Source organism: Bradyrhizobium arachidis, from assembly GCF_015291705.1.
Lineage (GTDB): Bacteria > Pseudomonadota > Alphaproteobacteria > Rhizobiales > Xanthobacteraceae > Bradyrhizobium > Bradyrhizobium arachidis.
This window is the reverse complement of record NZ_CP030050.1, coordinates 8,949,809-8,973,155: the sequence shown is the minus strand read 5'-3', so window position 1 is coordinate 8,973,155 and position 23,347 is coordinate 8,949,809. Positions and strand designations below refer to the sequence as shown.

20 protein-coding genes are annotated in these 23,347 nt (G+C 64.4%); 9 read left to right on the top strand and 11 right to left on the bottom strand.

The features are described 5' to 3' along the window. Positions 1-23: 23 nt before the first annotated feature. A complete protein-coding gene (locus WN72_RS42395) occupies positions 24-1,406 on the bottom strand; it encodes an LLM class flavin-dependent oxidoreductase (RefSeq protein ID WP_027562967.1) in 1,383 nt (460 codons plus the stop codon). Positions 1,407-1,658: 252 nt separating this feature from the next. On the opposite strand from WN72_RS42395, the gene WN72_RS42390 reads away from it, so the two are divergent. From WN72_RS42390 to WN72_RS42365, 6 genes are all read left to right on the top strand, one after another. Further along, complete coding sequence (locus WN72_RS42390; RefSeq protein WP_092215754.1) at positions 1,659-3,044, top strand: M20 family metallopeptidase; 1,386 nt, start codon at positions 1,659-1,661, stop codon at positions 3,042-3,044. An 88-nt stretch (positions 3,045-3,132) separates the two neighbouring features. Next, on the top strand, positions 3,133-4,044 hold the full coding sequence (locus tag WN72_RS42385) for an amino acid ABC transporter substrate-binding protein (protein ID WP_027562969.1): 912 nt from the start codon (positions 3,133-3,135) through the stop codon (positions 4,042-4,044). Positions 4,045-4,169: 125 nt separating this feature from the next. After that, on the top strand, positions 4,170-4,901 hold the full coding sequence (locus WN72_RS42380) for an amino acid ABC transporter permease (protein ID WP_092215755.1): 732 nt from the start codon (positions 4,170-4,172) through the stop codon (positions 4,899-4,901). Positions 4,902-4,904: 3 nt separating this feature from the next. Continuing rightward, positions 4,905-5,597, top strand: coding sequence for an amino acid ABC transporter permease (locus WN72_RS42375; RefSeq protein ID WP_092215757.1), 693 nt, complete (start codon positions 4,905-4,907; stop codon positions 5,595-5,597). 12 nt (positions 5,598-5,609) lie between these two features. After that, positions 5,610-6,341, top strand: a complete 732-nt coding sequence (locus WN72_RS42370) for an amino acid ABC transporter ATP-binding protein (protein ID WP_027562972.1) — start codon at positions 5,610-5,612, stop codon at positions 6,339-6,341. Between the two features lie 212 nt (positions 6,342-6,553). Further along, entirely contained in the window at positions 6,554-7,414 is an 861-nt protein-coding gene (locus WN72_RS42365) for a D-amino-acid transaminase (RefSeq protein WP_027562973.1), read from the top strand. A 135-nt stretch (positions 7,415-7,549) separates the two neighbouring features. Here WN72_RS42365 and WN72_RS42360 read toward each other — a convergent pair whose 3' ends face one another. The 3 genes from WN72_RS42360 to WN72_RS42350 all read right to left on the bottom strand — a co-directional run bounded on the left by WN72_RS42360 (position 7,550) and on the right by WN72_RS42350 (position 10,954). After that, positions 7,550-8,011, bottom strand: coding sequence for a carboxymuconolactone decarboxylase family protein (locus tag WN72_RS42360; RefSeq protein ID WP_092215759.1), 462 nt, complete (start codon positions 8,009-8,011; stop codon positions 7,550-7,552). Between the two features lie 29 nt (positions 8,012-8,040). After that, positions 8,041-9,657, bottom strand: coding sequence for an MDR family MFS transporter (locus tag WN72_RS42355; protein WP_092215761.1), 1,617 nt, complete (start codon positions 9,655-9,657; stop codon positions 8,041-8,043). 115 nt (positions 9,658-9,772) lie between these two features. Further along, on the bottom strand, positions 9,773-10,954 hold the full coding sequence (locus tag WN72_RS42350; RefSeq protein WP_092215764.1) for an HlyD family secretion protein: 1,182 nt from the start codon (positions 10,952-10,954) through the stop codon (positions 9,773-9,775). A 299-nt stretch (positions 10,955-11,253) separates the two neighbouring features. On the opposite strand from WN72_RS42350, the gene WN72_RS42345 reads away from it, so the two are divergent. Beyond that, positions 11,254-12,165 carry a LysR family transcriptional regulator gene (locus tag WN72_RS42345; protein WP_092215765.1) on the top strand — a complete coding sequence of 304 codons (912 nt, stop codon included), beginning with the start codon at positions 11,254-11,256 and terminating at the stop codon, positions 12,163-12,165. A 120-nt stretch (positions 12,166-12,285) separates the two neighbouring features. Here WN72_RS42345 and iaaH read toward each other — a convergent pair whose 3' ends face one another. Together iaaH and WN72_RS42335 are read right to left on the bottom strand one after the other, a co-directional pair. Further along, positions 12,286-13,704, bottom strand: a complete 1,419-nt coding sequence (gene iaaH / locus WN72_RS42340) for an indoleacetamide hydrolase (RefSeq protein ID WP_092215767.1) — start codon at positions 13,702-13,704, stop codon at positions 12,286-12,288. 75 nt (positions 13,705-13,779) lie between these two features. After that, positions 13,780-17,229, bottom strand: coding sequence for an indolepyruvate ferredoxin oxidoreductase family protein (locus WN72_RS42335; protein WP_092215769.1), 3,450 nt, complete (start codon positions 17,227-17,229; stop codon positions 13,780-13,782). Between the two features lie 144 nt (positions 17,230-17,373). Between WN72_RS42335 and WN72_RS42330 the strand changes: the two genes are divergently transcribed. Continuing rightward, on the top strand, positions 17,374-17,829 hold the full coding sequence (locus WN72_RS42330) for an Lrp/AsnC family transcriptional regulator (RefSeq protein WP_027563162.1): 456 nt from the start codon (positions 17,374-17,376) through the stop codon (positions 17,827-17,829). A gap of 125 nt (positions 17,830-17,954) precedes the next feature. Here the strand turns inward: WN72_RS42330 and WN72_RS42325 are convergent, their stop codons facing one another. Both WN72_RS42325 and WN72_RS47350 read right to left on the bottom strand, forming a co-directional pair. Next, positions 17,955-18,458: a hypothetical protein gene (locus tag WN72_RS42325; RefSeq protein WP_092215773.1), complete on the bottom strand. Its 504-nt coding sequence runs from the start codon at positions 18,456-18,458 to the stop codon at positions 17,955-17,957. Positions 18,459-18,524: 66 nt separating this feature from the next. After that, positions 18,525-18,995 carry a hypothetical protein gene (locus tag WN72_RS47350; RefSeq protein WP_092215836.1) on the bottom strand — a complete coding sequence of 157 codons (471 nt, stop codon included), beginning with the start codon at positions 18,993-18,995 and terminating at the stop codon, positions 18,525-18,527. Between the two features lie 61 nt (positions 18,996-19,056). Here WN72_RS47350 and WN72_RS42315 point away from each other — a divergent pair, with 61 nt between their 5' ends. Further along, complete coding sequence (locus WN72_RS42315) at positions 19,057-19,977, top strand: LysR family transcriptional regulator (RefSeq protein ID WP_027563159.1); 921 nt, start codon at positions 19,057-19,059, stop codon at positions 19,975-19,977. Between the two features lie 102 nt (positions 19,978-20,079). On the opposite strand, the gene WN72_RS42310 is transcribed toward WN72_RS42315, so the two are convergent. The 3 genes from WN72_RS42310 to WN72_RS42300 are packed head-to-tail and all read right to left on the bottom strand — an operon-like array spanning position 20,080 to position 23,322. After that, entirely contained in the window at positions 20,080-20,865 is a 786-nt protein-coding gene (locus WN72_RS42310; protein ID WP_027563158.1) for a fumarylacetoacetate hydrolase family protein, read from the bottom strand. 15 nt (positions 20,866-20,880) lie between these two features. Next, positions 20,881-22,248, bottom strand: coding sequence for an LLM class flavin-dependent oxidoreductase (locus WN72_RS42305; protein ID WP_027563157.1), 1,368 nt, complete (start codon positions 22,246-22,248; stop codon positions 20,881-20,883). Between the two features lie 21 nt (positions 22,249-22,269). After that, positions 22,270-23,322, bottom strand: coding sequence for an Ldh family oxidoreductase (locus WN72_RS42300; protein ID WP_092215775.1), 1,053 nt, complete (start codon positions 23,320-23,322; stop codon positions 22,270-22,272). Positions 23,323-23,347 lie beyond the last annotated feature (25 nt).

Here is a 23,347-nt window from a genome sequence, read left to right as displayed (position 1 = left end):
GACGGAACTTAAAGCGTGGGGCGCTAGCCTGCCTCCTTCCCCACCCGATACCCCGCCGCCGGATGCGGTGCGCCGAGCCTTGCACGGCCATCGCCGAACAGCTTCTCCCGCAGCGTGCCTTTCGCATATTCGCTCTTGTACCGCCCGCGCTTGGTCAGCTCCGGCACCAGCATATCGGCGATGTCCTCGAAATCGCCGGGCGAGATCGCAAACGCGACGTTGAGGCCATCGACGTCGGTCTTCTCGAACCAATCCTCGATCTTGTCGGCGACGCTTTCGGGCGTGCCGACCACGACCGGGCCCGCGCCGCCGATGCCGACATGCTCGATGACGTCGCGCACCGTCCAGACCCGGTCCGGATCGCCGCGGGTGACGTTGTCCAGCGCGCTACGGCCGGCGTCGTTCTGCACGTGACGCACCTGCTGATCGAGCTCGTAGCCGGAGAAGTCGATGCCGGTCCATCCGGACATCAGGGCGAGGGCGCCTTCCGGATTGATGTGCGAGCGGTAGTCGGCATATTTCGCTGCGGCTTCAGCTTCGGTGTTGCCGAGAATGATCGTCATCATGTTGAACATCAGGATCTCCGCCGGATTGCGGCCGAGCGCGGCTGCCTCCTGGCGGATCGCGGAGACGCGCGGCGCGATGATCTTGGCCGACGGTCCCGACATGAACACGCATTCGGCGTGCTTGGCCGCGAATTGCCGCCCCCGCGGCGAGGTGCCGGCCTGGTACAGCACCGGCGTGCGCTGTGGCGACGGCTCGCTGAGGTGGATGGTGTTGTTGATGCGGTAGTTCGCGCTCTCGTGGTTGATGCGATGGACCTTGCTGGGATCGGTGAAGATGCCGCGCGCCCGGTCGCGCAGCACGGCGTCGTCCTCCCAGCTGCCTTCCCAGAGCTTGTAGACGACCTCCATATATTCGTCGGCGATGTCGTAGCGGTCGTCGTGCCCGGCCTGCTTGTCCTTGCCGGCGCCGCGCGCGGCGCTGTCGAGATAGCCGGTGACGACGTTCCAGCCGATCCGTCCCTCGGTGAGGTGATCGAGCGTCGACATCCGCCGTGCGAACGGGTAGGGCGGCTCGAACGAGAGATTGCTGGTGACGCCGAAGCCGAGATTTTTCGTCACCGCCGCCATCGCCGAGAGCAGCAGCAGCGGCTCGTTCGACGGCGTTTGTGCTGCATTGCGCAAGGCCGCGTCAGGGCTGTTGCCATAGACGTCATAGACCCCGAGCACGTCGGCCAGGAACAGCCCGTCGAAACGGCCGCGTTCCAGCGTTTTGGCAAGGTCGATCCAGTAGGGCAGGCGGTTATATTCGGCGGTGCGGTCGCGCGGATGGGTCCACAGGCCCGGTGACTGGTGTGCGACGCAATTCATCGCAAAGGCATTGAGCCTGATCTCTTTGGCCATGCTGGTCCCCTGGCGCCCTGTACTGAGCGCTCTTCGAATGATAGACGTGCGCCCCAATCTGGCGACGTTCTTGCATATCGTTTGCCCTTGGCAAGGCCAAAATCAGCGGCTGGCAAGCCAATCTCAAGCGAGCAAGAACGAAACCCGAAGAGAAGTACAAGCGAACTACAAGAACTGCCCAAGTCCCCGCCACTTTCGAAGGGCACCCTGCCTCGGATAGGGTCCTTCGTCTCAAAGCCTCGAAAACAAGTCATGACCAGAGCCGACGCCATCGCCCGCGCCCGTGAGGATTTCCAGTCCGGCGCATTTCTCGCCGAGCTCGACCGCCGCGTCGCCTATCGGACCGAAAGCCAGAATCCGTCGCGCGGCCCCGAGCTGCGTGCCTATCTGGAACAAGAGATGATGCCCTCCTTCGCCGCGCTCGATTTCACCAGCCGGATCGTCGAATCTCCGAGCGGCAAGGCGCCGTTCCTGTTCGCCGAGCATCACGAGAGCACGTCCGCGCCGACCGTGCTGGTCTACGGCCATGGTGACGTCGTCGACGGCATGGAGGGCGAGTGGCGCGACGGCCGCGATCCCTGGCGCACGACAGTTGCGGGCACGCGGCTCTACGGCCGCGGCACCGCCGACAACAAGGGCCAGCACAGCATCAACATGGCCGCGCTCCGCGCCGTGCGCGCGGCCCGCGGCGGCAAGCTCGGCTTCAACGCCAAGTTCATCGTCGAGATGGGTGAGGAGATCGGCTCGCCTGATCTCGGCAAGGTCTGCGATCTCAACCGCGATGCGCTCAAGGCCGATCTGTTCATGGCCTCCGACGGGCCGCGCCTGTCGGCTGATCGCCCGACGCTGTTCCTGGGCTGCCGCGGCGGCATCCGCATCCATCTCGATGTGAATTTGCGCGACGGCGGCCATCATTCCGGCAATTGGGGCGGCGTGCTCGCCAACCCCGCGACCATCCTGGTCAATGCCATTTCGACGTTGGTCGACGGCTATGGCCGTCTCCAGCTCGAGGCGCTGAAGCCGCCGCGGCTCAGCAACCAGATCCGCTCCTATCTCGCCGACGTGCAGGTGGTCCCGACAGCGGACGAGCCGGCGCTGGCAGAGAACTGGGGCGAGGAGGGCCTGTCGGCGGCCGAGCGGCTCTACGCCTGGAACACGCTCGAAGTGCTGGCGATGTCATCGGGCAATATCGAGAAGCCGGCCAATGCCATTCCCGGCCATGCCAATGCCGTGCTGCAACTGCGTTTCGTCGTCGGCACTGAGGTCAACGGCCTGATCGAGGCCATCCGCGCGCATCTGGTTCAGAACGGCTTTCCGATGGTCGAGGTGCGGGCGGCGCAGAGCTTTGCCGCCTCGCGCACCGATTTCGACAGTCCCTGGATCAAATGGGCGGCGGATTCGGTGAAAGAGACCACGGGCAAGCCGCCGGCGGTGCTGCCGAATTTCGGCGGCTCGCTGCCCAATGACGTGTTTTCCGAGATTTTGGGACTGCCGACGATCTGGGTCCCGCACTCCTATCCCGGCTGCTCCCAGCATGCGCCCAACGAGCACATCCTGCTGCCATTGACCGAGGAGGCCTTGACGGTGATGGCCGGGCTGTTCTGGGATCTCGGGGAATTGCCAAAGCCGTTAACCTGAGCCTCCGGTCCAGCCAAAAGTCACATTCTATTCCGGTCCGTTTTGTGCTTGCATCCCGCCCGCATCATCCTGAAAGGGGAAGAAAAAAGTGAAACATTTCCGTAGCATCGGGCTCGCGCTCGCCGCGACCTTCGCCGTCAGCCAGGCCGGGGCCCAGGAGCTGACCGGCACACTGAAGAACATCAAGGACACCGGCGCCATCACGCTGGGCTTCCGCGACTCCTCGATCCCGTTCTCCTATCTCGACGACAACCAGAAGCCCGTCGGGTTCGCGATGGACATCTGCTACAAGATCGTCGATGCCGTGAAGAAGGAGCTCAAGCTCGACAAGCTCGAAGTCAAGCTCAACCCGGTCACGTCGGCGACCCGTATTCCGCTGATGGCCAACGGCACCATCGACCTCGAATGCGGTTCGACCACGAACAACGCCGAGCGCCAGAAGCAGGTTGCCTTCACCAACACCCACTTCCTGACCGCCAGCCGCTACGTCTTCAAGAAGTCGAGCGGCCTGAAGTCGATCGACGACCTCAAGGGCAAGACCGTGGTGTCGACCGCCGGCACCACCAACATCAAGCAGCTCACCGAGGCCAACGTCGAGAAGAAGCTCGGCGCCAACATCATCCCGGCCAAGGATCACGCCGAAGCCTTCCTGATGGTCGAGACCGACCGCGCGGTCGCCTTCGTCATGGACGACATCCTGCTCGCGAGCCTCGTCGCCGGCTCGAAGACACCGGACGACTACACCATCTCCAAGGACGCGTTCTCCAAGCCCGAGCCCTACGGCATCATGCTGCGCAAGGATGACGCCCCGTTCAAGAAGGTGGTCGATGCGGCGACGGCTGCGCTCTACACCTCCGGCGAAGGCCAGAAGATCTACGACAAGTGGTTCACGGCCAAGATCCCGCCGAAGGGCCTGAACCTCAACACGCCGATCTCCTCCGAGCTGAAGAACGAGTTCGCCAAGCCTTCGGACTCGCCGAACCCGGACGACTACAAGTAAGATGCTGCTTCCCTCTCCCCGCAAGCGGGGAGAGGGAAGACATGCCGGCCGTTCTGGAGGGAAGTGGCCGGACATTTGCATAGGCGCCGGGACATTTCTGACTGGCGCGTTCGCGCGGGGGACACGTGAACTACAACTGGAACTGGGGAATCTTCTTCCAGCCGAACCCGATGGGGACTGGCACCTATCTCGACATGCTGCTGTCGGGACTGGTGCTGACCCTGGAGACCGCGGTGCTGGCCTGGATCATCGCGCTGATCACCGGCTCGATCGTCGGCGTCATGCGCACGCTGCCCTCGAAGGGCGCCTACTGGTTCGGCTTCTGCTACGTCGAATTCTTCCGCAACATGCCGCTGCTGGTGCAGCTGTTCCTGTGGTTCTTCGTGCTGCCGGAAATCCTGCCGAAGGCCGCGGGCCTCTGGCTGAAGCAACTGCCGAACGCGCCGTTCTGGACGGCGGCGATCGGCATCGGTCTGTTCATGTCGGCGCGCGTCGCCGTTCAGCTGCAGGCCGGCATCGGCTCGCTGCCGCGCGGGCAGAAGATGGCGGCGACTGCGCTGGGCCTGACCACGGTGCAGGGCTATCGCTACGTGCTGCTGCCGATGGCGTTCCGCATCATCCTGCCGCCGCTGACCTCCGAGTTCCTCAACACCATCAAGAACACGGCGGTCGCGATCACCATCGGCCTACTGGAGCTGACCGGCCAGGCACGCTCGATGCAGGAATTCTCGTTCCAGGTGTTCGAGGCCTTCACCGCCGCGACCATCCTCTATCTCCTCGTCAACGCCGTCGTCGTGACCGCGATGCGCTTCCTCGAGCGCTGGGTCGCGATCCCCGGCTACATTACGGGGAAATAAGCGATGCTCAGCAATTTCGATTTCGACGTCATCCGCCGCGCGCTGCCCTATCTGTTCTACGAGGGCATGACGTTCACGCTGACGCTGACCGCGCTCGCCGCGTTCGGCGGCCTGGTGTTCGGCACGGCGCTCGCCCTGATGCGGCTGTCCGGCTACAAGACCCTCGGGCGCATCGCCGGCATCTATGTCGACTTCATGCGCTCGCTGCCGCTGGTGCTGGTGATCTTCTGGTTCTACTTCCTGGTGCCCTATATCGGGCAGTGGCTGACAGGCGCCTCGCGCCCGATCAGCGTCGGCGCGTTCGCATCCTCGCTCATCACCTTCATCATGTTCGAGGCCGCGTACTTCTCCGAGATCATGCGCGCCGGCATCCAGTCGATCTCGCGGGGGCAGCCGGCCGCGGCCAGCGCGCTGGGGCTGACCTACGCCCAGACCATGCGCTACGTCGTGCTGCCGCAGGCGTTCCGCAACATGCTGCCGGTCCTGATCACTCAGACCATCGTGCTGTTCCAGGACACCTCGCTGGTCTACGTCCTGTCGATCACGGACTTCCTGGGCGCGGCGAGCAAGGTCGCACAGCGCGACGGCCGCCTCGTCGAAATGTACCTGTTCGCAGCCGTCGTCTACTTCACCATCTCCTGTATCGCGTCCTTCGGCGTTCGCCGCCTCCAGGCGCGCATCGCCATCATTCGCTAGAGCGCATCGATCATGATCGAAATCAGCCACGTCAACAAATGGTACAGCCCGACCTTCCAGGTGCTGACCGACTGCACCACCAATGTCACCAAGGGCGAGGTCGTCGTGGTCTGCGGCCCCTCGGGCTCGGGCAAGTCGACCCTGATCAAATGCGTCAATGCGCTGGAGCCGTTCCAGAGCGGCGACATCCTGGTCGACGGCACCAAGGTCAACGATCCCAAGACAAATTTGCCGAAGCTGCGCTCGCGCGTCGGCATGGTGTTCCAGCACTTCGAATTGTTCCCGCACCTGAAGATCATCGACAATCTCTGCCTCTCGCAGGAGAAGGTGCTCGGCCGGTCGCACGACAAGGCGGTGACGAAGGGCATGCAGCTCTTGGAGCGCGTCGGGTTGAAGGAGCAGGCGCAGAAATTTCCGGCGCAGCTCTCCGGCGGCCAGCAGCAGCGCGTCGCCATCGCGCGTGCGCTTGCCATGGACCCGATCGTGATGCTGTTCGACGAGCCGACCTCGGCGCTCGATCCCGAGATGGTCAGCGAGGTGCTCGACGTCATGGTCGACCTCGCTCGCGAAGGCATGACCATGATGGTCGTGACCCACGAAATGGGCTTTGCCCGCAAGGTCGCCAACCGCGTCATCTTCATGGACCGCGGCGAGATCGTCGAGGACGCCCCGAAGGACGACTTCTTCGGCAAGCCGCGCAGCGACCGTGCGCAGAAGTTCTTGTCGAAGATTTTGTCGCACTAAGGTCTCCGTCATTCCGGGACGCGCCAGAATTGAATTCGCCGTCATCCCGGGGCGCGCGTAGCGCGAGCCCTGGATCCATACTCCCGATGGTGGTTATGGATTCCGGGCTCATTCGCTTTGCGAATGCCCCGGAATGACGAAACGAGGGTGATTGGCGCCACCATTTCGGTTATAAGCGCGCCAAATCCCCCTTTCCCGCCAGGAGACCCGCCTTGGACTCGATCGCCTACGTCAACGGTTCATTCGTCCCGCTCTCGGACGCCAAGGTCTCGATCCTCGATCGCGGCTTCCTGTTTGCCGACGGCATCTACGAGGTCTCGGCGGTGCTCGACGGCAAGCTGGTGGACAACGCCTCGCATCTGGCGCGGCTGGAGCGGTCGGTCGGCGAGATCAAGCTGAAGCTTCCGGAGACCGTCGAGCGCATCACCGAGCTGCAGAAGGAGCTGATCGCGCGCAACAAGGTCGAGAACGGCCTCGTCTACCTCCAGGTCACGCGCGGCGCCGACAAGGGCCGCGACTTCGCCTTTCCGAAGGGCGACGTCAAGTCGAGCCTGGTGATGTTCACCTCCGAGAAGGACATCATCAACGCCGCCTCGGCCAAGACCGGCATCAACGTGATCACGGTGCCCGACATCCGCTGGGAGCGCCGCGACATCAAGAGCGTGGCGCTGCTGGCGCAGGTGCTGGCGAAGCAGGCCGCGGCCGAAGCCGGTGCCGGCGAAGCCTGGATGCTGCAGGACGGCTACGTCACCGAAGGCGGCTCGTCCTCGGCGTTCATCCTGACCAAGGACGACGTCATCGTCACCCGCAAGAACTCCAACGCCATCCTGCCGGGCTGCACCCGCAAGGCGGTCGTCGCACTCGCCGAGGAGCGCCAGCTCCGCGTCGAGGAGCGGTCGTTCACGGTGGAAGAGGCGCTGGCCGCGAAGGAGGCGTTCGCGACGTCGGCTTCGCTGTTCGTGCAGCCGGTCGTCGCCATCGACGGCAAGAAGGTCGGTGACGGCAAGCCCGGCCCGATGGCCACGCGGTTGCGCGAGATCTATGTGGAGTTCGCCAAGGCGACGGCGGTTTAGGCCGCATACTCCGCTATCGTAGCTATCGTAGGGTGGGCAAAGCGAAGCGTGCCCACCATTCCCGCGGATGCGTGAGAAGGCGTGGGCACGGCGCAAGTGCGCCTTTGCCCACCCTACGAGATTTGTCCTTGTGGCCTACGCCACCGACGCCTTCACCTTCACCGGGTGCACCGCGCGGAACGCGATTGCCAGCCTATTCCAGGCGTTGATGGCGCCGATCAGCATGGTCAGGTTCACCGTCTCCGCGTCGGAGAATTGCGCGCGGACCTGATCGTAAGTCTCGTCAGGCGCGTGCGTCTCGGAGATCAGCGTCACGGCTTCAGTCCAGGCCAGCGCGGCGCGCTCGCGGTCGCTGTAGAACGGGGACTCCCGCCAGGCGTTGAGCAGATAGATGCGCTGCTCGGTCTCGCCACGCTTGCGGGCGTCTTCGGTGTGCATGTTGATGCAGAAGGCGCAGCCGTTGATCTGCGAGGCCCGGATCTTGACGAGCTCGATCAGCGATTTCTCGAGGCCCGTCGACTGGATCTGTTCCTCCAGCGCCATCAGCGCTTTCATCGTCTCGGGGGCGGCCTGGTAGAAGTTCATGCGGGGTTTCATGGTCGTTCTCCTTGCTTGCTGGATTGAGGTCAGTGAGCGCCGCCGGCCGAGGTCTGGCCGGCCTTCTTCAGGAACAGGACGGCGGCGAGCGCGACGATCAGCGCCATGCCGAGCAGATAGAAGGTGTCGCTGAAGGCGAGAATAAAGGCCTGCTTCTGCACGGTATGGCCGATCGCGACATAGGCACGATGCGCGGCATCCGCACGGTCGAGGACGCCGTGATTGACGAAATACTGCGTGAGCTGTTCCAGCCGCGTCCGCGTCGCCTGCTCGAACATCGAGACCGACTGCATCAGCACGTTGGAGTGATACTGCTCGCGCTTGGTCAGCACGGTCTGGAGCAGCGCGATGCCGACGGCGCCGCCGAGATTGCGCATCATGTTGAACAGGCCGGAGGCCGAGCCGGCGTTCTCCGCCTCGATGCCCGCCGTCGCGACCGCCGACAGCGGCGCCATCACCAGCGCCTGGCCGATGGCGCGAACGACGTTCGGCCACAGCAGCTGGTCGGCGGCATAGTCGTTGGTCATATAGATGTTCATGAAGTTCGACGCAGCGAACAGCACGAAGCCGATGCCGATGATGATCCGCGCGTCGAACTTCTGCATCAGGCGCGGCACCAGCGGGATCAGCAGGAGCTGCGGCAAGCCGGTCCAGGCCAGCACGAAGCCGATCTGCTCGGCATTGTAGCCCTGGATGCGCGCCAGATATTGCGGCATGATGAACACCGAGCCGTAGAGCGCGATGCCGAGCAGGAAATTCGCCAGCATGCCGAAGCCGAAATTGCGGCGCGCGAGCAGGCGCAGATTGAGCAGCGGCTTCTTCACGGTGAGCTCGATGATCAGGAACGCGGTCAGTGCCACGGCTGCGATCACGCTGAGCTTGACGATGAAGGGCGATCCGAACCAATCGTCCTTGTTGCCTTCCTCCAGCACGGTCTGCAGCGCGGACAGGCCGATCGCCATGGTGATAATGCCGGCCCAGTCGCCCTCGCGAAGCAGCGCCAGCTTCATCGGCTTGGCCTCGAGCGCATACCAGAGCATGGCGACCATGATCGCGCCGGGCACGAGGTTGACGTAGAAGATGTACTGCCAGCCGAGATTCTCGGTGAGATAGCCGCCGATGGTCGGGCCGATCGCGGGGGCGAACGTCGCCGACAGCGCGAACATGGCAAGGCCGACGGGCTGCTTTGCGCGCGGCAGCAGCGTGATGATCAGCGTGAACGCCATCGGGATCAGCACGCCGCCGGTAAAGCCCTGCACGGCGCGCAGCACGATCATCTGCGGCAGGTCCTGCGCCAGCGCGCAGGCCGCCGACAGAATCAGGAACAGCACCGCGTTGGTGAGCAGGTAGATCCGGATCGAGAACACTTGCGCGAGCCATCCCGACAGCGGGATCACCACGATCTCGGCGATCAGATAGGAGGTCGAGATCCAGCCGCCGTCATCGATGCCGGCGCCGATCGCGCCCTGGATGTCCGCCAGCGAAGCGTTGACGATCTGGATGTTCAGCACCGCCATGAAAGCGCCGAGCGTGGCGCCGATCACCGCGATCCAGGTTTTTGCGGAAATGACTGGTGCGGCAGGCGCAGCCGGAGCGGGGATGCCGGCAGCGGAGGCGGCGTTGAGGGCGGGTTGGAGCGTGCTCATGGAAGCCTCGTCTCGGGTATGGAGACAGGATGCGTCAGGCGATTGGTTTCGATAATCGAGGAAGTTGGGGAAGCATCGTCCGGCAGGAATTGATAGTCCTGCCGATCAACCCACCTCAGCTGCCGTTCGGGCGAGGCGCGTTGTTGGCGAGATGCCTGGCCGTATTGCGCTCGGCCAGCACCGTCTGCTTGGTGTCGACGGTCGGCACCGCCGACATGCCGGGCCGGAGCAGTCCGGTCAGGCTGTGGTCGTCGAGCACGATCTTCACCGGCACGCGCTGCACGATCTTGGTGAAGTTGCCGGTGGCGTTGTCAGGCGGCAGCAGCGCGAATTCCAAACCGCTCGCCGGCGACAGGCTGTCGACATGACCGTGCAGGGTCTGGTTGCGGAAACTGTCGACGCGGAGCTCGACCGGCTGGCCGGGGCGCACATGCGTGAGCTGGGTCTCCTTGAAGTTCGCGACCACATAGACCGCGTCGAGCGGCACCACCGCCATCAACTGCGTGCCGGCCTGCACGAACTGGCCGACGCGCAGGCTGCGCGCGCCGACGGTGCCGTCGACAGGCGCGGTGACCTCGGTATAGGACAAATTCAACCCGGCCTGCTGCGCGACCGCGCGGGCGCGGTCGAGCTGCGCCGCGGCCTGGGCGCGCTGGGTGGTGAGGACGTCGACCTTGCGCTGCGCGGCGACGAGGCCCGATTTGGCGTGCTGCAATTGCGCGTTGCTGGCGCGCAGCGCCGCATCGGTCTGCTGCGCGCGCTGGATCGTGCCGGAGCCCGACTTCATGAGGTCGTCGTAGCGGGCGCGCTCCTCCTGCGCGAACTTCAGATTGGCGTCGGCGGCGGCGACATCGGCGGTGCTCTGCTCGATGACCGGCTGCTGCAGCTCGAGCTGCGCATCGATGTTGCGCACCGAGGCTTCGCCGGCGGCGACGTCGGCTCTCGCCTGGTTCAGCGCCGCCCTGAAGTCGCGGTCGTCGATCTTCGCCAGCAATTGGCCGGCCTTGACCCGCTCATTGTCGCCGACCAGCACCTTGGCGATATAGCCGGAGACCTTCGGCGCGATGATCGTGGAGTCGGCCTTCACATAGGCGTCGTCGGTGGATTCGAGGTAGCGGCCGTTGGTCCAGTAGTCGTGGCCATAATAGGCGACCGCCGCCGTGCCTGCGAGCAGCGCGAGAGCCAATGCCGCGCGCCGGACCAGGTTCCGGGCCGAAAGAGCCGGCGGCGTCTTGGCGTAATTATTAACGATTTCAGTTGCTTGCTCGAAGTTTTCGGTGCGGGGCATCTCGGACATGGCAGTCTCCTATCGGCTCCGTGAGACTATCGTTCGTTCCGGCTCAGGTGATAATTTGCGAAGTTCGGGAAGGATTATCCATCGAGGGTGGATAGTCTGCACCGTCGTCCTGGCTTGTAATGATCTACCGAAGCAGGCCGGCGACTGCCCCAGAGGGATTGCCGCGTCTGTCGTGCGATTGCTGCTAACCCATGGCGCCCGCACGGAGCTGCGAGCGGATGAGGGCGTGTTTATGATCTGATGAGATAATCGGGGTGAGTTCCTTCCGATTATCGATCGAGATGGGATAATCGGCGGTCATGGATCGATTGACGAGCCTCGAAGTGTTCAGCCGGGTGGTGGAGACCGGCGGCTTCTCCGCAGCCGCCCGTAAGCTCAACATGTCGACCACCATGGTGAGCAATCACGTTCAGGCGCTGGAAGACCGGCTCGGGGTGAGGCTGCTTCACCGCACCACGCGCAAGGTCAACCTCACCGAGATCGGCAAGGCCTATTACGACCGCTGCGTGCAGATCCTCGCCGATATCGAACAGGCCGACGACATCGCGGGCGAACTGCAATCGGTGCCCCGCGGCACGCTGCGTATCCACGTTGCGACCCACATGGTGCCGTTCGTTGCGCCCGTGGTGGCGAAGCTGCTGTTGGCCTATCCCGAGCTCAAGATCGATCTGCGCATGGGCGAGGCCGATGTCGATCTCATCGAGGAAGGCTACGATGTCGCCCTGCGCATGACCCCGCCGCCCGATTCAAGCTTGATCGTGCGGAGCCTTGCCACCTGGCGTCACGTGCTGTGTTGCTCCCACGACTATCTCGAGAAGCACGGCCGGGTGCAGCGGCTCGACGAGCTGACCGCGCATAATTGCGGCCGTCACCTGAACTATCCGTTCGGCGACGAGTGGCGCTTCTTCGATCGCAAGGGCGCGCCGGCCGCGGTGCGCATCTCCGGCAGCTTCGTCACCAACAGCGGGGAAGCGCTGCGCAGGGTGGCGCTGGAGGGGGCTGCCGTCTGCCTGATGGCCGGGTTTCTCGTCCAGGACGATCTCGACGCCGGCCGGCTCATCCGGTTGCTGCCGGAATATCGGCCGGTCGAGCTGTCGATGAACGCGGTCTATCCGCACCGGCATCATCTGTCGGCCAAGGTCAGGACTTTCATCGACCTGCTCGTGCACCACAGCGCCGAGCAGCAGAAGCTGGTCAATCCGTATGCGTGACGGCGCCGTGTCGGCAGAACCGTAGGGTGGGCAAAGGCGCGAAGCGCCGTGCCCACGATCTCGTCGTGAATTCGAAGGAAGCCGTCGGCACGCTTACGCTTTGCCCGCCCTACGATAGCGTCAACGCGGTGGCGGCAATCGTCCAAATACGCTGTCGAGCGCGATGCCGATCGCAAGCAGGCGGCGATCGCTGCCTGCCGGGCCGTCCAGCTCGAGCCCGACAGGCAATTTGCTCGTGGCGCCCAGCGCGACTGGAATCTGGATACCGGGAATGCCGGCATTGCTGCCGGGATCGGTGTTCTGGATGAGCAGGCCGAAATTTTCCAAGCTGCTGGAGTCGGGATTGGAGGCAATCGCCACGCGCGTCGTGGTCGGGAAGGCGATGGCGTCCAGCCTGTTGCCGGCAAACGTGCCGCTGTAGAGGGCCTGAAGTGCCGGCCGCCCGGTCTTGATCGCGGCGTCATAGAGCGGCTTGGCGTCGAGCAGCGTGCCATCGGGAGCCGGCAGTTTGCGCGGGATCACGAAGCCATCATAGATGCCCTTGACGTCGGCGCTGGAGATGTCCTTCGCCAGCGCCTCGATGCTGAGGCCGGTGCCGGTATGCTGGAGATAGGCGGCCAGATCGTCATAGGCCTCGTACAGCGCGACGGGAAAGCTGACCTGGCCGTTGAGCTCGGCGAGCTGCGGCATCGCGATCTCTATGATGGTGACGCCCTGCGCCTTCATGGCTGCAATCGCCGCGTGGAACGCGGCTTCGGTGTCGGCATCGAGATTGGTCAGCATCGTCTTCACGATGCCGATGCGAACCTGCTTCAGATCCGCCGGTGTGATGTCGTCGCCGCCGGCGACGACGCGGTCGAGCAGTGCGACATCCGCCATGGTTGCGGCCATAGGGCCAGCGGTGTCGCGGGTGTGCGAGATCGGCGCGATGCCTTGCTGCGGATAACGACCGATCGTCGGGCGCAGCGAGGCGCATCCATTCAGCGCGCCGGGCACCCGGACCGATCCGCCCGTGTCGGTGCCGAGCCCGCCCGCAACGATCCGCGCACCGATCGCAGCGCCGGTCCCGGACGAGGACCCGCCGGCGATCAGCGAGCGGTCATAGGCGTTTCGCACACCGTACTCCACGCCGGTCTTGAACGCGGTGTTGTAGCCGGAGACCCCGAAAGCGAGCTCGTGCATGCTGGTCTTGCCGATGATGACCGCGCCTGCGGCGTGCAGCCTGGCGACCACGGGCGCGTCTGACTTCGGAATGTAGTCCTTCAGCGCGGGTGTGCCGGCGCTGCACGGAAGTCCGGCAACCTCGATATTGTCCTTGATCACGATGGGAACGCCGCCGAGCGGCTTGCTGGTGTCGCCGCTCGCGTCGAATGCGGCGGCGGCCTTCAGCGCGCCAGCCTCGTCCAGAGTCACGAAGGCGTTGAGATCGGCATGGGCCTTGGCACGGGTGAGAGCTTCCGTCGTGAGTGATGTGCTCGCGCCTTTTCCGGCGCGGAGGTCGGCGGCGGCCTGGCTCAGGGTCAACTGGTGGAAATCCATGATGCGTCACCTGATTGCGGAGGCGCCAACAGGCGCCCCTTAAAGTCTGGAGGCTGAGGCCTCACTGGTGTCGCGTCAATCGTGGGCGTGCATCTTTTGCGTTACCGATGTCGTCAAATTCGCAACGAGCCGCTCGACCTCGGGCTTCACCTTGGCGATCGCGGCGTCCTTCACGGGTCCGTAGCCACGGATTTCCATCGGCGCTTTTGCGATGACAACGAGGTCGGACAGTCGCGCTGCGTCGAGATTGCCGAGCATGCGCTCGATCAGCCCTTCATACCAGCTGATCAGCTCCCGTTCAGTGCGCCGCTCATGCGTGTAGCCGAACGGGTCGAACGGCGTTCCGCGTAATCCCTTCAATCGCGCCAACACGGCGAGCGGCCTCTGGATCCACTGGCCGAAGGCGCGCTTGCGCGGACGGCCGCGGGCATCGCGCTTGGAGGACAGGAACGGCGGGGCGAGGTGATACTGGACGCTGAATCCGTCCTCGAACTCGCGCTTCAGCTCGTCGCGGAAGCCGCTCTGCATATGCAGGCGCGCGACCTCGTACTCATCCTTGTAGGCCATCAGCTTGAACAGGGCGCGGGCAACCGCCTCGGTCAGCGCCGTGCTGTTCAGGGCCGTTTCGGCGTTGCGGACCTTTGCGACGATTGTCCGATAGTGCGTCGCATAAGATTCGTCCTGATAGGCGGTGAGGAATTCGGCGCGCCGGGCGATGATCTGGTCCAGCGTCTCGGCTTGCGGCGTCGCGCTCGCCTCCGGCAAGAAGTCCGGATCGGCAGCCGCAATGCGGCCCCAGGCAAAGGCCTGCCTGTTGCGCTCGACCGCGATGCCGTTGAGCTCGATCGCGCGCAGCAGTGCGGATAGCGAGACCGGCACCAGCCCATGCTGCCAGGCAAAGCCGAGCATGATGATGTTGGCGTAGACGGCGTCGCCGAGCAGCCGTTCGGCCAGCGCATTGGCATTGATGGTGTCGAGATTGCTCTCACCGATGACATGGCCGATCGCGCGCAGGCGGGCGGGGGAGGCGAGATCAGCATCGCGGAAACGCACGACGTCGCCGGTCGGCATCTCCGCCGTGTTGACCACCGCGCGGGTGCCGCGGCGATAGGTGCCGGATGCCTTGGGCGAGGAGCTGACGACGAGGTCGCAGCCGATCAGTGCATCGGCCGCGCCCTGGTCGATGCGGACCTGGTGCAGCGCGTCCGGGGACGCGGCAAGCCGGAGATAGCTCAGCACGGGGCCGAATTTTTGCGCAAAGCCGGTGAAGTCGAGCACCGAGACGCCGCGTCGTTCCAGATGCGCGGCCATGCCGATCAGCGCGCCGACCGTGATCACGCCGGTGCCGCCGACACCGGTCACGAGCAGATCGTAGGGTCGATCGAGCGTTGTGGTGACGGGCAGGGGAAGCGTGGCGGCCCGGCCCACCGCATCGATCTCGCTTGCACTCTTCTTGCGTCGCGTCGCGCCTTCGACGGTGACGAAGCTCGGGCAGAAGCCGTTGAGGCAGGAGAAATCCTTGTTGCAGGCCGACAGGTTGATCCGGCGCTTGCGGCCGAATGGCGTCTCCTTCGGCTCGACGCTGAGACAGTTGGACTCGACCGAGCAATCGCCGCAGCCTTCGCAGACGAGGTCGTTGATATAGGCAAAGCGCTTGGGGTCGGCGAGCTGCCCCCGCTTGCGGCGTCGCCGCTTCTCGGTGGCGCAGGTCTGCTGGTAGATCAGGACCGAGACGCCCGGGACATCCCGCAGCTCGCGCTGGACCGCATCCATCTCCTCGCGCGGATGGATGGTGACGCCGATCGGCAGGTCCGCCGGAGCAAACTGCGCGGGATCGTCCGAGACCAGCGCAATGCGCGCGACGCCCTCGGCGCGGACGCTGTGTGCGATGGCATGCACGCTGATGGGGCCGTCGACCGGCTGGCCGCCGGTCATTGCGACGGCATCATTGAACAGGATCTTGTAGGTGATGTTGGCTTTGGCGGCGATCGCCTGGCGGATCGCCATCGAGCCGGAGTGATAATAGGTGCCTTCGCCGAGATTCTGGAAGACGTGCTTGTTGCCGGTGAATCGCGACGATGCCGCCCAGTTCACGCCCTCGCCGCCCATCTGGATCAGCGACGAGGTCTCGCGGTCCATCCAGCTCGCCATGAAATGGCAGCCGATGCCGGCCAGCGCCTTCGAGCCTTCGGGGACCTTGGTTGAAATGTTGTGCGGACATCCCGAGCAGAAATACGGCGTGCGCGTTGCACCGGCGACGGTGATCGTGCGTGCGGCCTCCGGCATCAAGGCGGCCGCACGTGCCGCAAGGTTGAGGCCGGGAAACATCGGATCGAGCCGGCGCGCGAGCACGCCGGCCAGCGCGCGCGGCGACAATTCGCCGATCCAGGAGATCAGCCGCCCGCCGCGCTCGTCGTGCTTGCCGACCATGCGCTCGGGCTTGGTGCCGGGATAGTCGTAGAAATATTCCTTGAACTGGCTCTCTATGATGCCGCGTTTCTCCTCGACCACGAGGATTTCGCGCTTGCCCTTCACGAACTCCATCGCGTCGTGCAGCGCCAGCGGCCAGACCATGCCGACCTTGTAGATGTCGATGCCGATGCTGCGGCAGGCCGCCTCATCGAGCCCCATCAGGCGCAGTGCCTCCATCAGATCGAGATGCGCCTTGCCTGTAGTGACGATGCCGTAGCTGGCATTGGGGATGTCGTAGATATGGCGATCGATCGGGTTGGCCTTCGCGAAGGCGTAGACCGCGTGCTTCTTCGCCTCCAGCCGCTCCTCGATCTGCGGCCCCGGCAGATCGGGCCAGCGATAGTGCAGCCCGCCTGGCGGCGGCGTGAAGTCCGGCGGGCGAAAGGCGCGGGGCGGGCGCAGCGCGACGGAGGCGCCTGATTCCACGATCTCCGAGATCGCCTTGAAGCCGACCCACATGCCGGAGAAGCGGCTCAGCGCGTAGCCATATTCGCCGAACTCGAGATATTCGCTGACGCTGGCCGGATGCAGCGTCGGCATGAACCAGCTCATGAAGGCGACGTCGGACTGGTGCGGCATCGACGAGGAGACGCAGCCATGGTCGTCGCCGGCGACCACCAGCACGCCGCCACGCGGCGAGGAGCCGTAGGCGTTGCCGTGCTTGAGCGCATCGCCGGAGCGATCGACGCCGGGGCCCTTGCCGTACCAGAGCCCGAACACGCCATCGACCTCGCGGTCTCCTTGCGTCTCGACCTGCTGCGAGCCAAGCACGGCGGTTGCGGCGAGGTCCTCGTTCACTGCGGGGAGAAATTCGATCGCATCGTGCTTCAATCGCTCCTGGATGCGCCACAGCTCGAGATCCATGCCGCCGAGCGGCGAGCCGCGATAGCCGGAGATGAAGCCCGCGGTGTTGAGCCCCGCGGCACGGTCGCGCCTGATCTGGTCGAGCGCAATGCGGACGATGGCCTGCGTGCCCGTGAGGAAGACGCGGCCCTCGTCGCGGTCGTAGCGGTCGGAGAGCTCGTAACTGTCGAGTGACGGAATGGCGTCCATGGCGGACCTCGCGCGGCGATCAGCGAAGGTTAGGCCTGGGCGGCTGGTAGGTCTTACCTATTTTTCCCGCGTAGATCACAAATTCGGTAGAATTTTGCGCTATGCTATCAAATTTGGTAGAAGTTCCCGATCTGAGAGGCTTTCATGATCGAAGAACAGGACACGCGAATACTCGCCCATCTTCAGAAGGACGGCCGCGCCACCAACCAGCAGTTGGCCGATGAGGTCGGCATGTCCACCTCCGCCTGCTGGCGCCGGGTGCGTGCGCTGGAAGAGAGCGGTGTCATTCGCGGCTATGCGGCGCTGGTCGCGCGCGAGCAGGCGGGCTTTGCGATGTCCGCTATCCTCCACGTTTCGCTGGAGCGGCACGATGCCAAGTTCGTCGACGAATTTGTCGCCCGGGTCACGAAGCGCCGCGAGGTGCTGGAGTGCTTTGCGACCACGGGCGACGCCGACTACCATTTGCGCGTCGTCGTGCAGGACATGGCGGCCTACAACCGCTTCCTCGACGAGTTCATGTTCCGCATCCCCGGCATCCGCTACGTCCGCAGCAACGTGGTGCTGAAGGAGATCAAGACCGGCGTGGCGCTGCCGTTCTGATGAGGCTGGCACGGTGCCGTAGGGTGGGCAAAGCGAAGCGTGCCCGCCATTCGTTCACGGCGACAGAAAGATGGTGGGCACGGCGCGAGAGCGCCTTTGCCCACCCTACGGCACCGTTGATCGTGTCACGGTGCTTTTGCTTCAGCCCCGCCCCTGAGCAGAATCATGAAGACGAGAACGTGGCTGACGAGCAGCAGCGGCACGTAAACGGCCGGAATGTAAATGCCGGCGCCGAAGAGGCCGGGATTCTGGATTTTCGTCACGCCCATGTAGTAGGCGTTCAGAAGATCCAGCGTGCCCCAGACGTTGAATATCCAGACCAACGGAACGGCGATCGACCATCGCCAGGTGAGTGCCGCCATCGAAACGAGCGCGAGGGTGGCGGCGATGAGATCGCCCCAGCCGACCTGGCCGGCGAAATCCGGGCTCAACTCCGAAGAGACGAACCCGGCGACCATGAAGTTCATGCCCAGGAACCTGAACGCGTTGAAGGCTGCGAGAAGTCTCAAGGCGGCGTAGCGCGGCATGGCGCGGAGTGCCGGCCAGACGTAGATGGCGGCCACCACCGCGCTTGTCAGGAAAGCGCCGACGACGCTGAGCACGAACGGTAGATTGAAGTCCGGTGGCACTTTGGGATTCCTTGCGATTGTCTGTCCGGTCGCGTGAGATCGAAACGGCTCGACCTCCGCGGACGCTCAGGGCTTTGTCATGAGCAGACGGAGCGGCATCAGCGGGCCGACTGCGATATATTCGTGGTCCACGAGCTCCTGCTTGGCGAGGGGCAGGCCGTCCATGATCGCGTGTCCCTCGGCAACGTCCTTGACGTTCAGCAGGAACACAGCGCCGCGCCCGTCGGACCGCGAATACCATTCTCGAACCATCCCGTTGAGGTAGAGCTGAACGGTCTGCCTGACTTCGTCGGGCATGACGGCCATCACCTGTTCGCGTGTGATGCCCGCCTTGACGGTCAGGATGACCATGACCCCGGTTGTCGGCGAGGTGGCTTGTGCTTGGGCAAGGGCTGGGTCGACCATGAGAGTTGCACCTGTCAGTGTGAGGGTGAGTGCCAATACGACGTTGCGGATTGTCTTCATCGGCTTCATGTCTCCGGTCACGGCGGTCGCCGTGATGTCGCCGATGTCGGCGCACGCGGCGGTACGGCTCATCAGCATTCCGGATGTAAGACCGCTTTTCGCGCGGCACTATTCGCGATAATGTTGATGGGCTATGAAGCAAAACTTCACAGTCAGGCAGGGCGCGCTCGATGGTGTGGAGGCGTTCCTGAGCGTCGCCCAGCACCGCAGTTTCCGCCGGGCGGCCACCGAGCTCGGGGTCACGCCGTCGGCCATCAGTCAGGCGGTGCGCGCTCTCGAGGCGCGCATCGGCGCCGCGCTCTTCATCCGCACGACGCGCAGCGTCGGTCTGACCGAGGCCGGCGAAAGATTCCTCGCGCGCGCAAGGCCTGCCTTCGAGGAGCTCATTGCGGCAAGCGGGGCGGCACGTGAGCTCGGACAGCGACCGGCCGGGCTCCTGCGTCTCACCGTGCCGCGCTCAGTCGTGCCGATCCTGCTGGAGCCGCTGATCGCCTCGTTCTGCCAGGCATTTCCCGAGATCGAGGTGGAGCTTGCTGCAAGCGAGGAGCTGGTCGACCTCGCAGCCGAAGGTTTCGATGCCGGCATCAGGTTGGGCCAGTTCATCGCTCCCGACATGGTCGCGGTGCGCCTGACCAAGCCTTTGCCTCTCATCATCGTCGGCAGTCCGGCTTACCTCGCCCGTCGCGGCCGGCCCGAACGCCCGGACGATCTGCGCGAGCACGCATGTTTGCGATTGCGGCGATCGAACGGTGCGCTTGCATCATGGTCGCTCGACGACAACGGCCGTTCGATCGAGATCGTCGTTTCGGGACCTTTCATCGCCAACGACTTTCCCACGATGCTCGGAGCCGCCATTGAAGGCGTGGGTCTTGCGCAGGTGCCCGCGCCGCTGGCCACCGGCGCCGTGACGGCAGGAAAGCTCGTCCATGTGCTGGAGCGATTTTCGCCGATGACGCCGGGTGTATTCCTCTACTATCCCGGCCACCGGCAGATCATGCCGAAGCTGCGAGCCTTCATCGACCATGTGAAGGGGCGCTCGGGGACAACGGCCTGATCTAAAGCATGATCCGGAAAAGTGCGCAGCGGTTTTCCGAAAAGATCATGCTCAAACAACAACCTAAAGCGCGATGACGATTCATCCTAATCTCATCGCGCTTTAGCGCCCCTCCCGCACAAACCTGTTCCGCAGCGTTCCGATGCCGGTGATGTCGATCTCGACGACATCGCCGTGCTTGATATCGGGCGACGCGCCATCCGTGCCCATCCAGATCACATCGCCGGGCCACAGCGTAAAATATTTCGTCAGCTCGACCAGGAATGGGACCACACCAAAAATCATGTCGTTGGTATGGAAGCGGTTGGTCTCCTGGCCGTTGACCCGGACGACCGTTTCCATTTTGGCAATATCGGCCTCGGTCTCGATCCATGGGCCCATCGGCTTGAACGTGTCGGCGTTCTTCGCGCGCCACAGGCCGCGATCGGCCTTCTGCCAGGAGCGCTCGCTGACGTCGTTGCCGATGGTGTAGCCGAACACGCAATCCATCGCATTCTGTTCGGTGAGGTGCTTCACCTTCTTGCCGATGACGACGACGAGCTCGCCTTCATAGTGGATCTTCTCGGTCGCGAAGGAGGGGATCACGACGTCCTCGTTGTGGGCGATCAACGCGTTCTGCGCGCGATAGCCGATCTCGGGCCGGTCGGGCACAGCCGGCACCTCGCCGCGTTTGTCCGCGGCCTCCTTCAGGTGCTTGAGGTAATTCAGCCCGACGCAATAGAAGGTCCGCGGGATCAGCGGCAGCTCGATCTTGACCTCGCCAAGCGGATGTACGCGCGAGCTGCGCTGCCATTCGCCAAAGGGGTCGCCGTCGACCGCGATCACCTGGTCGCCTTCGACGATTCCCCAGGAGATTTTGCCGGACGCCGTGAATTTCAGCCAGCGCATGTCCAGTCCTCGCCGTTATTCCGCGGCATCGCGCGGCTGCACCTTCCAGGCGCCGGCGGGAGGCCGCGTCAAGCCGAGGTTCTCCCGCAGCGTCTTGCCGCGATACTCCTTCTGGAACAGGCCGCGCCGCTGCAATTCCGGCACGATATGCTGCACGAAGTCGGCATAGGAGCCGGGCACGTAGGTCGCAGCGATGACAAAGCCGTCGCAGCCGCGCTCGACGAACATCTCCTCCAGTCTGTCGGCGATCTCCTTGGGGCCGCCGACCATGGCGTCATGCACTTGGCCGCGGCCGGAGAAGGTGACGAAGTCGCGCGCGCTCGGATTGCTCTTGCCGGAAGTCTTCAGCACGCCGTCGCGGATGCCGAGAATGCCCTGCATGCTCTTCAAGTCCTCCGTCGTCAGCGGCTCGTCGAGATCCTTGGACGCGAAATCGTAGTTGAGCGCTTCGGCGAGCAGCGACAGCGCGTCGATCTGGAGCGGCAGCTTGTTGATCAGCGCCATCTTGTCCTCGGCCTCGGCCTTTGTCGCGGCGCAGACCGGCGTCGTCAGATTGCACAGGAACATCTGGTCGGGATCGCGGCCGGCCTTGGCGGCCTCGTTGCGCACGGACGCATAGCCTTCCTTGGCGGCCGCGAGGTTGCGCGCGGCAGTGAAGATCACCTCGCCCCATCGCCCCGCAAAGCGCTGGCCACGGCCGGACGCGCCGGCCTGGATGATGACGGGGTGGCCTTGCTGCGAGCGCGGCACCGTGAACGGGCCGCGCGACTTGAAGGCCGGCCCGTTGTGATCGAGCCGCTTCACCTTGCTCGGATCGGCAAAGCGGCCGCTCTTTTTGTCCATGATGATCGCGCCGTCCTCCCAGGTGTCCCAATGGCCGAGCACGACCTCCATGAATTCGTCGGCCTTGTCGTAGCGGGAATCATGTTCGGGATGGGAGTCGCGTCCCATGTTGAGCGCTTCGCCGTCATTGAGCGAGGTCACGACGTTCCAGCCCGCGCGCCCGCCCGACATCAAGTCGAGCGTTGCGAAGCGGCGGGCGACGTCGAACGGCTCGTAGTAAGTGGTCGAGCAGGTCGCGCCAAGGCCGAGCTTGTCGGTGACCATGCCCATCGTGGTCAGCACGATCAGCGGGTCCATCTTCACGCAGCGGATGCCGTATTCGACGGTGTGAGCATGGTCGTTGCCGTAGCGGTCCGGCATCGCCAGGCGATCGTCGAAGAAAGCCATGTGGAATTTGCCGGCTTCGAGGATCCTCGCGATCTCCTGGTAATAATCCGCCGACATCGAATCGTCGCGCGAGTCCGGATGCCGCCAGGAGCTCGGCAAGTTCGTGCAGTTCTGCGCCTGAAGGAAGCCGACCAGGACCATCTGCCGATTCATGCTGCTGTTCTCCAAATTGCGTCAGGTGAGGTCGAGCACCGTGTCGAGCCGGTACTCGCGCGCCAAGGCGCGCATTTTCTCCCAGGTCGCATCCTCGACCTCGATGCCGTCACGCAGGCGCTGCTGCTCGCGGATGCCTTCGATCTCGCCGGGATAGTAGACGCCCTTGCTGCCCTCGGAGGGCGGCGTCGATTTCAGGTAGTGCGCGAATTCTGCGACCTCGCGCTTGAATTCCGTCAGCGGGCGGAACGCGGCGACGTTGAACACCGCCATGAAGCATCCGTCATTGTGCCGTCCCGTGGGTTCGACGCCGAAGCCGAGACCGGTGAGCAGGCCGCACAGCACCTCGACCATGGCGGCAAGGCCACTGCCCTTGTAACCCTCGGTGCCGCCGAGCGGCAGCAGCGCGCCGCCTTTGCGGTATTGCGTCGGGTCGGTGGTGTGCCGCCCCTCCGCGTCGATGATCCAACCGGTGGGAATTTCCTCACCGCGCGCGACCGCGAGCTGGATCTTGCCGGCCGCGACCGCAGAGGTCGCCATGTCCAGATAGAACGGCGCCGCGAGATCGGACGGCACCGCGATCGAGATTGGATTGGTGCCGAGCCGCGCCTCCTTGCCGCCGAACGGCGCCACGTGCTTCGGCGAGCGGCCGGAATCCGCCGTGGCGATCCCGATCATGCCCTCGCGCATCGCCATCAAGGGATAGGCGGCGAGGCGGCCGACATGGCTCTGCCGGAACACTGTGCAGGCGGCGACATTCGCCGTCTTCGCCTTCTCGATCGTGAGCGCCATCGCCTTGGCGTTGACGTGGAAACCAAAACCCCAATGGCCGTCGATCACGGTCGTGGTCGGCGACTCCTGGACAATGGTCCATGGTGCGCCGGGCACGATGTGGCCGGCCTTGATGCGGTCGATATAGGTGGGAACCGCTATCACGCCGTGGGAATCATGGCCGGCGAGATTGGCGTTGACGCAGCCAGTGGCGACCGCGTCGGCCTCTTCCTCGAACGCGCCGGCGGCCCGGAGCAGCGCGGCGCTGATGCGCGTGAGGCGATCGGCTCTGACGATCGGCATGGCGTTCCCTCGGCTTTCGTGCCCT